Annotated in this window: 12 protein-coding genes; 1 reads left to right on the plus strand and 11 read right to left on the minus strand. The window is 47.7% G+C overall.

The genetic code is table 11. The features are described 5' to 3' along the window. Positions 1–13: 13 nt before the first annotated feature. Positions 14–1,306, plus strand: coding sequence for an amidase (locus ACO0K4_RS12335; protein WP_422956924.1), 1,293 nt, complete (start codon positions 14–16; stop codon positions 1,304–1,306). Positions 1,307–1,329: 23 nt separating this feature from the next. On the opposite strand, the gene flgL is transcribed toward ACO0K4_RS12335, so the two are convergent. From flgL to flgB, 11 genes are all read right to left on the minus strand, one after another. Then, positions 1,330–2,544, minus strand: a complete 1,215-nt coding sequence (gene flgL, locus ACO0K4_RS12340) for a flagellar hook-associated protein FlgL (protein WP_422956925.1) — start codon at positions 2,542–2,544, stop codon at positions 1,330–1,332. A gap of 12 nt (positions 2,545–2,556) precedes the next feature. After that, positions 2,557–4,518 (minus strand): flagellar hook-associated protein FlgK, encoded by a 1,962-nt coding sequence (gene flgK / locus ACO0K4_RS12345; protein WP_422956926.1) that lies wholly within the window; start codon positions 4,516–4,518, stop codon positions 2,557–2,559. A 189-nt stretch (positions 4,519–4,707) separates the two neighbouring features. Further along, on the minus strand, positions 4,708–5,613 hold the full coding sequence (gene flgJ / locus ACO0K4_RS12350; protein WP_422956927.1) for a flagellar assembly peptidoglycan hydrolase FlgJ: 906 nt from the start codon (positions 5,611–5,613) through the stop codon (positions 4,708–4,710). A gap of 9 nt (positions 5,614–5,622) precedes the next feature. Further along, complete coding sequence (locus ACO0K4_RS12355; protein ID WP_422956928.1) at positions 5,623–6,684, minus strand: flagellar basal body P-ring protein FlgI; 1,062 nt, start codon at positions 6,682–6,684, stop codon at positions 5,623–5,625. An 85-nt stretch (positions 6,685–6,769) separates the two neighbouring features. Beyond that, positions 6,770–7,435 (minus strand): flagellar basal body L-ring protein FlgH, encoded by a 666-nt coding sequence (locus ACO0K4_RS12360; RefSeq protein ID WP_422956929.1) that lies wholly within the window; start codon positions 7,433–7,435, stop codon positions 6,770–6,772. Positions 7,436–7,442: 7 nt separating this feature from the next. Further along, a complete protein-coding gene (gene flgG / locus ACO0K4_RS12365; protein ID WP_422956930.1) occupies positions 7,443–8,225 on the minus strand; it encodes a flagellar basal-body rod protein FlgG in 783 nt (260 codons plus the stop codon). Between the two features lie 92 nt (positions 8,226–8,317). Then, a complete protein-coding gene (locus tag ACO0K4_RS12370; protein ID WP_422956931.1) occupies positions 8,318–9,058 on the minus strand; it encodes a flagellar basal body rod protein FlgF in 741 nt (246 codons plus the stop codon). A gap of 64 nt (positions 9,059–9,122) precedes the next feature. After that, positions 9,123–10,433: a flagellar hook protein FlgE gene (gene flgE / locus ACO0K4_RS12375; protein WP_422956932.1), complete on the minus strand. Its 1,311-nt coding sequence runs from the start codon at positions 10,431–10,433 to the stop codon at positions 9,123–9,125. Positions 10,434–10,476: 43 nt separating this feature from the next. Beyond that, the gene (locus ACO0K4_RS12380; RefSeq protein ID WP_422956933.1) at positions 10,477–11,145 is read right to left on the minus strand and encodes a flagellar hook assembly protein FlgD; all 669 of its coding nucleotides are present in this window, start codon (positions 11,143–11,145) and stop codon (positions 10,477–10,479) included. A 29-nt stretch (positions 11,146–11,174) separates the two neighbouring features. Further along, positions 11,175–11,579 carry a flagellar basal body rod protein FlgC gene (gene flgC, locus ACO0K4_RS12385; protein WP_422956934.1) on the minus strand — a complete coding sequence of 135 codons (405 nt, stop codon included), beginning with the start codon at positions 11,577–11,579 and terminating at the stop codon, positions 11,175–11,177. A 6-nt stretch (positions 11,580–11,585) separates the two neighbouring features. Continuing rightward, the gene (flgB, locus tag ACO0K4_RS12390; protein ID WP_422956962.1) at positions 11,586–11,990 is read right to left on the minus strand and encodes a flagellar basal body rod protein FlgB; all 405 of its coding nucleotides are present in this window, start codon (positions 11,988–11,990) and stop codon (positions 11,586–11,588) included. Between the last annotated feature and the right edge of the window lie 144 nt (positions 11,991–12,134).

Consider the following 12,134-nt stretch of genomic DNA (forward strand, 5'->3'; position numbering starts at 1 on the left):
AAACTCGCCAATCTTGCAATCGCGTCTTGCTTATGTCGAGGCAAGTCTTGAAGTAGCGAAGCAAAGCCGGTCAATTTTCACACGACTTTATCCGGAATCGGCGATCGCTGCGGCTATTTACGCGGATACGCTGCGTGCGCAAAAAATAGCTCCACTCTCGCCAATCGCAGGCTTACCCGTATCAATTAAAGACTTGCTTGATGTCGCAGGAGAACCAACGCTGGCAGGGTCCACTGTGTTACGTAACGCGCAACCAGCAAAACAAGACGCTCCCGTGGTTACGCGACTCAAGCAGGCAGGTGCTGCGATCATAGGCAAAACGAATATGACGGAATTTGCCTACTCCGGCGTCGGCATTAATCCGCATTATGGCACTGCACCGAACCCTGCTGACACGGCAATCGCCAGAATACCCGGCGGCTCGTCATCCGGTGCGGCGGTATCCGTTGCAACCGGCTTATGTGTCGCTGCAATCGGCTCAGATACCGGTGGCTCCATCCGTATCCCCGCCGCTCTTTGCGGATTAACCGGTTTTAAACCAACCGCGTCACGGGTCTCCAAAGCAGGCACTGTACCGCTGTCATTCACCTTGGATACGATTTGTTCGTTGGCACATACCGTTGATGACTGCATCACGATGGACGGTATTATCGCTGAAGATTCGCTCTCCATTACAGCATTACCACTGAAAGGTTTACGCCTCGCAGTACCGCAAACTCTGTTTCTGGAGGATATGGATCAGCATGTATCAAGTGCATTCAGTAAAGCATTGACCTGTTTGTCGGCTGCCGGTGCCTATATTATTGAAACACCGATGCAGTTACTGGCCGAGTACCGGTCGATGGCGATGTTTTCTGCACCTGAGGCGTATGCCTGGCACAGACAATTGTTAGCAGAAAAATTTGGAGAATATGATCCACGAGTTGCCCAACGCATCCAGCTTGGAGCGCATGTATCCGCTGCTGATTATATTGATATGCACACTGCACGTGCAGAGTGGATTGGCCATATGCGGGCGCTTCTCGCACCGTTTGATGCGATTTTGATGCCAACCGTGCCTATCGTTGCACCTGAGATTACTCCGTTAATCGCATCGGATGACGCTTTCTTTCACGCTAACGGTCTGCTATTGAGGAACACGGGGTCAATCAACATTCTGGATGGTTGCGCCATCTCACTCCCTTGTCATGAGCATGGGAGCTTACCTGTTGGCTTGAGTATTGCAGGCGCTGCCAATACCGATGGCAAAGTGCTGGCGATTGCCAGGGTAGTTGAAAATACTTTGGCAAAAATCAGAAGCGTTTAAATGAGTCAGTCAAACTACCTGATTTAGTTAATATAATTAAATAATGAGAGAGTCGATGTTTTGACAAAAGATTGTTGAGCCGCCTGCAGCGTCACCTGCTGTTGGTTCAGTTCAGTAATTGCTTTTGCATAATCAAGGTCAGTAATTTCAGAAATAGCCTGCTTATACACAACACCAACGCTATCCCCCGCACTGTCAAGATCATCAATTTCTTTTAAACTCGTTCCCAATGTCGCCCTTGAGGTCAACACATTGGACAGCGACTTATCCAGATTATTGTTAGCCTGGGTCAGGCCTGCCGTCAGATCCAGTCTGGCAGCAGGGGTACTGGCTGGTGTTTTTAAGATATTGATTAAGTCTGTCAAAGTCTCAAAAATATTTTGATTACCAGGCTGGATAGAAAATTTATCTCCGGGCCCGGGAGCTCCGGGTGTATTGGTTAGTGTTGTCGTGATACCGTCAAAAGTCACCGATTGCGGACTGACATACGGGGTAGATGGCACAACTGTTGTATTTGTTGTTTTATTGAGAATACTGAAATTAGCGCCTGTGTTATCAAATACAACTTCGTAATTATTGCCTGTCAATGCATTCGCGGTTGCAGGATCAATTGCCGCTGCAGCAACTAACTGTCCGGTATTTGATGGATTAGCGACGACGTTAAACTGACCATTAGATGTTTTAATATTGCCAAAGATTGCAGGACCAATATCGCTAACAGCTAATTGTCTTGATGTATCGACTTGCAAATAACGTTGTCCCTGATCTCCGCCATATGCTGCACCGCCTGCAGTTTTTGTGTAAGGTGCGGTCGTGTCTGAAAAGCCTGCAAATAGATAGTTTCCGGTACCGTCTGTCGCATTAGCATAGCTAAGCAGTTGATCAAGATTACCTTGCAACTCAGTGGCGATATAACCCCTGTCAGTATCAGACAAAACACCATTGCCAGCATTAACAATCAAAGTTTTTACATTGTGCAATGTCGTGGTGACGCTTTGCAATGTTGTTTCTGCTGTACTCAGGCTATTTTTTGCGTTTTGGCGATTCACCGCATATTGATCATTAATCGCGCTTGATTGCTGCAATACCAAAGCTCTAGCTGCGCCCACAGGGTCATCTGAGGGCGTCAGAATACGGGTTCCCGCAGAAATCTGTTGCTGCGTTTTATTCAAGCCAGACTGCAAATCACTGATCCTGGTGCCGCCAGTTTCATAAATGGTGCTGGTACTGATACGCATGATTCTTCCTTACTACTTAATAGACAACAGGACGTCAAACAATTGACTCGCTATTTGCATGAGTTTTCCTGCGGCCTGATAGGCCTGCTGGTAACGTAATAAATTGGCAGCTTCTTCATCCAGGTTGACACCTGATTCTGATTGCTGAGCTTGTACGGACTGAGCTAATAACTTGGTCTCAGACGCCTTGGTTACCTCAAGTTCATGCGTCTTATTACCGACCAGGCTGACGAATTGGGCATAAGCGCCTTGATAGCTGGTTGTTCCGCCAGCGACGGTATTCGCAGTTTGCAAAGCTGCAAGAGAAACCGCATTTCTGCTATCGCCTGTACCGTTCGTATTTTGCGCAATGGTGAACGTATCACCATTTTGCGGTGTTCCTGTAACGTTAAAACTTACTCCGCTAAAACTGATCGTCGCACCACTCGTATAAGTGACAGGTGTATTGGCGACATAGGGAGAATACGATGTCGTTACACCGTTATTGGTCACGGTAACATTCGAGCCGACGGGAAATCCCGTAAATGCGCCGCCCGTAAATGATAGTTTGACTGGTGTTGCAAGACTCGCGAGGGTATAAGTCGAATCAACTGTGCTCGCACTAATTTTGCCTGATCCGGTGTTTGTGCTGGGTGCAGCCGTTGTCGCTGGCCCAGCCGCCGCTATTTTTGCGATATCTGAAATAGCCACACTCAAACCGCCAGCACCATTAACGGTAGGCTGAATTAAAAACTCGTCTCCGGCGGCAGGCACTGCTGCGGCAGGCGGCGGAGCCAATTGAAATGTAACGCCATCGATCACAAGTGGCAACGTAGCAGAGGTCTGCGCAGCACCGTCCGACAAGCGGGTGATTTTGTAATTCGTACCGTCAAATTGCAGACGATAATCACTAGTAGTCAAAGCACTGGCATTGGTAATCGTTGCATTAATACCGGCAGTGCTCGTATTCAGGCTGCTAGGAGTACTGACCGGGGATGCCACGTTGAAAAAATTACCACCTAACTGCCCATTCAGGTCCTGTCCCAATTTGTGTTGATCATTAAACGTCGTCGCGAGAGTAGTCGCGACACGACCCAATGAATTTTGTGCCACATCTAAGGTATTGCTTCTGAAATCGAATAGCCCACCCAATTTACCGCCGGGCAGACTGCTCTCAGACAGCAAGACTGATTTGCCGTTCGCAACATAAGCGACATCCAGACGGGAAGGATCGGTAAGCGAGGGAGTTGCAGACAAACTATTTACGGTATCACCAACCACCAGAGGCTGACCGCTACCGATATAAATATTGTACTTGGAGCCCTGCTGAATAACCGAGACCTTGGTCAACTTGCTCAGGTCTGTCACCAGTTGATCGCGCTGATCTAGCAAATCGTTTGGCCCGGCACCATTAGACACGCTTTGTGCTTTTTCTATCGTGTCATTGAGCTCAGATATTTGGGTCGCATAGCTATTAATCGTACCGACCGTAGTCTGTATTTCATTATTTACACCGCTACGGATTTCAGTAATACGGTTTTGCAAACCCGCAAAACGCGAGACCAGCGCCTGAGCCGATGATAAAGCAGACTGTCTGGCTGCCGATCCGGCTGTTCCATTAGGACTGGTCGCGAGATTTTGTACCGATTTAAAAAAATCCTGTAAGGCAGGAGATACGCCAGCAGATGAATCTGCAACCAGATTATTAATTTGTGTAATCTGTGAATAATATGTACTGACTTGATTGCTGCTGGATTGCGAATTATTCACTTGCTGCGCAAGAAACTCATTATAAACACGGGCAATTTGATTGACTTGGGTGCCCTGTCCGACAAAATTACCTCCGAGATTTTGTGGCGCAGCCGCACTTTGAAACAACACTTGCCGGTTGTAACCAACCGTAGACGCATTCGCAATATTGTGTCCAGTAGTGGCAATGCCCAGTTGCGCAGCAGCTAATGCGCTTTGTCCAATGCCTAAAATATTTGAACCCATGATTGATCCTGCTAAGTGTGGTTGCCGCTCTTTTGAGCGGTGTCAGTCTTGTTTTCGGAGAAATTCAGCAAAACTTTAATCAGTTGCTATAAAGACTATTTTGAAAACAACTAGTAAAGCTGGTCATATTTCACACCCTTACTAAAACAACCAGTAATATCCGCTGGTATTCATTAATGCCTGTTTTGCTCAGGTAGACAAAGTCTGATTGATAATCTTAGACAGCTTGTTCGCATATTGAGGGTCCGTTGCGTAACCCGCTTTTTGCAAGCCGTAAGCAAAGCTGGTCGCATCTTTGGCATTGGCGATCACATTTTCATAGCGAGGATTTTTTGTCAGAAGTTTTGCGTAGTCTTTAAAAGCTTCGCTATAGGAGTCATATGCTTTGAATTTTTCAAGCTTACGGTAGGCGACACCGTTCACGTACTCAGTGGTAACAGCATCAACCGTCTTGCCTTTCCATTGGCTCGTCGCTTTCATGCCGAAAATATTGTGACTAGGTGTACCGTCAACAGACTTGATCTCTTTTTTACCCCAACCGCTCTCAAGAGCAGCCTGCCCCAACATGAATTTAGCAGGGATACCCGTTTCTGCACTTGCCTGCTCAGCGTGAGCGGCTAACTTATGCTGAAACTCTTTGACATGCGTTGCGTTGCTACCAGATGTCTTTCCCTGTGCAACAGCTTGCTGCCCCAGTTTCATACTATCCAGATAAGATTCGATTCCACGAACACTACTTTGCGTTGATAAACCGGATTGACTGGTACCATCGCTCTGCAGCATCTGATTGACCTGATTACTCGACAACTGCCTGACCAGCGCATCAGCCAGGCCCATACCGCGATTTGCCATATTCTGTGACAGTTGCTGATCCAGCATTGATGTGTACATCTTGCTTTGCTCATTATCAAATGGCCCATCCTGCCCTCCCGCCTGACGCATCGATTTCAGCATCATATTCATAAACAAGGCTTCGAATTGTTTGGCTGCCGCTTTGAGCGCCTCTGGAGAATTATCTTTTGAGGATTGCTTGAGTCCATCCAGGCTTTTAGAATCAAAAGCCAGTTTGTCTGTGAGATCAGTGCGTCCTATCATGGGGAATCCCTAGATGATTTCAAGCTCAGCGCGCATGGCGCCGGACGCTTTCATGGCCTGCAAAATAGCGAGTAAATCTTGTGGGGTCGCACCGATCGCGTTGAGCGCTTTGACAACGTCACTCAAATTTGTACCCGCTTTTAAAGTCACTAACTGGCCTGCGTCTTTAGTAATGCTGATATCAGATTTTTGTGTAACAGCGGTCTGTCCTCCAGACAGTGCATTTGGCTGACTGACTGTTGTATCGTTATTGATCACGACAGATAAATTACCATGAGCGATTGCACAGGTATCCAGAGTGACCGCTTGATTCATGACAATGGAACCTGTTCTGGCGTTCAGGATCACTTTGGCGGCAATCTGCGCAGGTGTAACATCGATGCTTTCAAGGCTTCCCAAAAAAGCAACGCGCTGATCGCTACCCAGCGGAGAACGGACTTGTATCACGCGGCCATCCATGGCCGCGGCAGTTCCCGCACCAAATTTTTTATTAATCGCATCAACAACCTTGGCTGCGGTGGAAAAATCCGAGGTATTCAGCTCAAGATGAATTACCCCATCTTGCCCTAATAGAGAAGCAACGGCTTTTTCTACGGTTGCGCCTGAGGAAATGCGCCCGACACTTAAATGATTCACCTGCACCTTGCTCCCGCCCGATGCAGCACCGACGCCGCCCACCAGGACATTACCTTGTGCCATGGCATAGATCTGATTGTCAGCACCTTTTAGCGGTGTCATCAACAAGGTTCCCCCTCGCAAGCTTTTTGCATTACCTATAGAAGACACCGTGATATCTAACGTCTGTCCAGGCTGGGCAAAAGGGGGCAACGATGCGGTCACCATCACCGCCGCTACATTTTTTAATTGCAAACTTGTGCCCACGGGAATACTGACACCAAGTTGCTGCATCATGCTGATGATGCTTTGAACGGTGAACGGTGTCTGAGTTGTCTGGTCGCCGCTGCCATCCAGACCCACTACGAGACCATAGCCCAACAACTGATTTTGTCGAACGCCTTGGATACCTGCGATATCTTTGAGGCGCTCGGCTTCACAAATTTTTGATGTCATTACACTCAGCAGACACAGAACGGTCAGGCAAAATTTAATTCTATGTAATTTCATCATGGTCTCACCTGCCAATACTCATCAATCATCATAAAGGGATAAAACTCAGGAAGAACCTGGTCAGCAAGGAGTTTGCTTCTGCCCTGTCGATTCTTGCGGTTGAGCGATATTCAAAACGCGCATCGGCAACCTGCGTCGAAGGAACAACATTCGCAGCGGTAATGGTTGTGGGATTGACGACGCCGGAGAAACGTACATATTCCGCACCTTTATCAAAGGCAAGCTGTTTCTCTCCACTCACCAGCAAATTGCCATTTGGAAGAACATCAATGACCGTCACCGAGATCGTTCCTGTGAAATTATTACTGGCCGTCTGGGCGCCACTCTCATCAAATTTATTGGCCGATGTTGATGACAAACCTGCATTGCTGGTAACGGCAGAAGATAAACCTAAAAATGAAGGCACATTAAAACTCGTGCTGCCACTTTTATTAGCAGAACTTGCAACGGTTTTACCTGCACTAGTTTTTTCACTAATTGTGATCGTCAGGATGTCCCCTAACAATCGTGCCTTCTGGTCTTCAAACAAAGGACGATAAGAAGCTGATTGATAAATTGCACCATTCAGTTCTTTTTGTGGCTTCGCTGACGCAGGGGGCGCGCTCATCGGCTGATGCACAATCGCTGGCGGCACGACGGCACAACCTGTCATCACTAAGATACCCATCGACACTGAGAAGAAACCGAGTTTCATACTAACCTCACAGTTGAGCTAATTTTTGCAGCATTTGGTCTGCAGTGGTAATTGCCTTACTGTTGATCTCATATGCACGCTGGGTCTGTATCATATTGACCAGTTCTTCTGCCACATTCACGTTCGATGTTTCGATAAAAGCCTGACTTAGTAGACCTGCACCGTTCGTACCCGGGGTATTGGTACCAGGATTACCTGAAGCTGCTGTCTCTACATACAAGTTCTCACCCATCGACATCAGTCCGGCCGGATTAATGAAGGTAGCCAGTTGAATTGAGCCCACTTGCACAGGTGCAGCAGAACCAGGTTGTGTAACGGAGACCGTACCGTCACGACCAACCGTAATCGTTTGTGCATTCGCCGGAATAGAAATGGCAGGTTGAATGACAAATCCGCTTGATGTCACCATCTGGCCTTGACTATCGACCTGAAAAGAACCGTCTCTGGTGTATGCGGTCGAGCCATCTGGCAACAAAACCTGGAAAAATCCTTGCCCTTGAATTGCAAGGTCTTTGCTATTCCCGGTTTGCTGGAGATTACCTTGCGTGAATATTTTCTCGGTAGCGACAGGACGCACGCCGACACCCAGCTGCAAACCCGATGGCAATTGCGTCTGCTGAGAACTTTGCGCACCAGGCTGACGAATTGTTTGATAAAGCAAATCTTCAAATATCGCCCTGGAGCGTTTAAAACCCGTCGTACTGACATTGGCCAGGTTATTGGTAATTACGTCCATTTGCGTTTGCTGCGCATCCAGACCTGTTTTTGCTATCCACAGTGAACGTATCATGTCATTTCTCCCTGATCTAACGAATGCGCAATTTCAATTATGCTTACAATTTTCATATCTACCTGCTTATCAGCATTGTGTCGTATTCAAACTCAACTCAATGACAAGATCTGACTGGCTTTTGTAGCGTTACTCTCGGCGTTTTGCAGCAATTTCATATGCATGTCGAACTGACGCGCTAGCGTAATCATCGTCACCATTGACTCCACGACGTTGACATTACTCCCTTCAAGCATGCCACCTGCGACGCCGACAACGGGATCCGCATCAACGGCACTACCATCCTTGGTTTTGAAGAGGCCGTCATCGCCACGTACCAGATTTTCTTCCGGGGGATTGACCAGCTTTAACCTGCCGATAACTTGTACCCCGTTCGGCTTGGTACCAGTCGGGATTGTGGAGACAGTACCGTCTTTGGCAATAGCGACCGAGACCTCGGGCGGAATGGTGATGACTCCGCCGTCACCGACCACGTTGAGCCCGGCCTGCGTTTGCAACACACCGTTTTCGTTGAGTTTTAAGCTGCCATGACGTGTCAGGGCTTCGCTGCCATCCTCTCGCTGTACAACCAGCCATCCTTTACCTTGTACGGCAACATCTAATTCTCGTCCCGTCATTTGCAAGGATCCGGTGGAGTAATCCGTCCCTACTGTTGCATCTACGACATAGGTTCTGGTTGGAAGACCATCGCTAATTACAGGGACGGCTCGAAACGAGTCGAGCTGCGCACGGAATCCGGTCGTAGTCGCATTAGCCAGGTTATGCGTCGTCGTCGCCTGTTGCTCGAGCACATGTTTCGCACCTGTCATTGCGGTATAGATCAGTCTATCCATCGTCAGCTCCTGTACAACACCAAAACATCAGAGAGTGTTGTGCACATACAATCTCTCATGAAAATCAACGTAAATTGACGAGTGTCTGTAGCACCTGATCTTGGGTTTTGATCGTTTGTGCATTCGCCTGATAAACACGCTGTGCTGTAATCATATTGACCAGTTCACCCGTCAGATCTGTATTTGAATCTTCAACTGCAGATGATGTTAAAAGCCCCAATCCACCAGATCCGGGATCTCCAACCAATGCTGGACCGGAGGTGGCTGTCTCTGTCCATTGGTTATCCCCTAAGGATTGCAGACCATTTGGATTAGTAAAATTTGCCAAGACGACCTTCGCTAGCACCGCTGTTTTACCGTTGGTATAACTTCCGACAATCGTGCCATCTTTTGCAGTATTAAATTTTGATAATTTCCCGGAGGTGTAACCGTCTTGCTTTAACGAACTGACACTAAAATCAGCGCCAAATTGCGTGCTGCCAGTCATATCCAGTTTGATACTTAAGGGGGTTGAAATCGGTGTAACAGCGCCAGTCGTCACAGGGATTGTGACTTTCAATGCTTTAGGATCCGTGACAGCAAATGCCGGTGTTGCCGCCACCAGTTTGCCAAGATTATCAAATCCTAGTTTGCCCAGAGGTACGGCTGCTGCAGGCGGTACATATCCGATCGGTACACCGTCGCTCGTTGCGAACACATTCCATTCGGATGTCGCCGGCGCAGTAGGTGCTGTCACAGCTGGGTCAATTTTTACGAAAAATGTCTGTAGCACATGAGAATTACCAAGGCTATCGAAAACAGCAACCGATGTTGCTTTGTTGTAGGAGGTAGGGTCGGTAGCAGAAAAAGCGATTGGCGTAGCGCCACCAGGTACCGTATTTCTGGAGTCCAGATTTAACACCGCATTAACGGCAGCTGTCTGTGCGGGTGCAATATCGGCGGTATTGATATTGATAGCTGTTGCGGCACCGGTAGCCAGTACACCACTGGCATTGGCTACATAGCCGGTTAATTGCGCACCCTGCGCATTCACCATATAACCGTTTTTATCTAGCTGAAACTGGCCGTTCCTTGTGTAGGTCACCGCACCGTTAGTCGACATCCGGAAAAAACCGTTACCGTTAATCGCGATATCCAACGGATTATTGGTTGAAGTGATATTACCCTGTGAAAATTGTTGCGCGATGTTGGCGACTCGAGTACCGATACCGACCTGAGCACCGCCAGCACCATTCAATGAATTCGCGAATACGTCGGCGAATTGCACTTGTGCCTGCTTAAAACCCACCGTACTCGCATTGGAAATATTATTACCAATCACGTCCAATGATTTGGATGCCGCATTCAAGCCACTTAAACCTTGTTGAAAACCCATGATATTTCTCCTTTTACTGGAAATTAATTAGCTTGCTTGCGAATTAGTAGATTTTTTTCACGTCGGCCAGACCGATATCGCCGACATTTGCCACATTCAACTTAACGCCTTGCGCATTCGAGGTAACACTGGAAACCATCCCGAAGCTTAATGCGGTAGCATCAATCGCCTTACCGGCGACGCTGGCGCTGACCTCAATCTGATATTGCCCATCAGCAGCGACGCCACCTTGATCATTCGTGCCGTCCCATGTCAGCGCGTTGATACCACTCTCCATCGCACCAAGACTCAGTTTTTTCACTACGGCACCAGACGCGTCTTTAATCGTGACATCAACTTTGTCTGCGCCTTGAGTAAGCTCAACACCATAGACACCCTTGCTCTGAGAAAGTCCTAATTTATTCCCTGCTGCAACCACACCATGACCGATCATATTGGCTGCTTGCAAATTTTGAGCGGATAGAAAATTGGCATTTAAGGACGTGACAGTTGCGTTCAACTTATCAATCCCCGTTACCGTAGACAATTGCGCTAACTGACTCGTGACCTGAGCGTTATCCATAGGATTTAGAGGATCCTGGTTTTTCATCTGTGTCACCAGCAAAGTCATGAAGCGATCCTGCGCCTCCTGCGTACTCGATTTTGCAGCAGTGCCGCCATTCATCGTGGTAAGCAAGCTTGGGTCAACGGTATTCGTCTGTACGGTAGTCATTTCAATTTTCCTTTAACTTCTGATGAAGATCATTGACCCAGCGTGAGCGTTTTTAACAACATGGCCTTTGCAGCATTCATCGTTTCGACATTGGTCTGGTAAGAACGGGATGCGGAGATCATATTTACCATCTCCTCAACGACATTGACATTTGGCATCGCTACATAGCCCTTTTCGTCCGCTAACGGATGCTTAGGGTCGTATATCAGTTTAGGCGGATTGTTGTCTTCCACAACCTCTTTTACCCTCACCGCCGTGGAGACGGAATCAGCAACGGGCACTGCACTGAAAACAACTTGCTTGGCTTTGTATGGCTGACCATTTGAGCTAGTCACGCTATCCGCATTAGCCAGATTGCTCGACACAACATTAAGCCGTTGCGCTTGTGCACTCATTGCGGAACCAGCCACATTAAAAATATTGAAAAGAGACATAATCTATTACCCCTGAATTGCTGACAGCATATTGCGTATCTGCATATTAAGAATCGTCAAACTCGCCTCGTATCGCAACGCGTTGTCTGTAAATTGATTACGCTCCACATCCATATCGACAGTATTACCGTCAATATTTCCCTGTGCCGTTGTCCGGTAAAGTTGCGCACTACCACCAACCGCTCCTTGCGTGTCGAGATGCTGGGGAGCTGTTTTTGCGAGTTCAGATGGCGTCTGACCAGCATTTCTTTGCAAGACGTTATTCATCGCAGTAGAAAAATCAATATCACGCGCTTTATAATTTGGCGTATCTGCATTGGCAATATTGGAGGCGATCATCTGCTGGCGCTGTCCTCTGATGGACAATGCCGCCTCATGGAATCGCAAATAATCATCGACTTTGCTACTCATCATCCCTCCCTCACCTGCTTCACAACGTGTACGGTAACCAAAACGGTTTTTGATGTTTTGCATCTTATCTCTGCAAAAGCAAGAACAATCATTTGAGAAGAACAGGAAAAAGCCTTCTATTTCCCGATTAGGTAAGGGAGAAAT

Origin of the sequence: Undibacterium sp. RuTC16W (assembly GCF_049339445.1) — a bacterium.
Classification (GTDB): domain Bacteria; phylum Pseudomonadota; class Gammaproteobacteria; order Burkholderiales; family Burkholderiaceae_D; genus Undibacterium.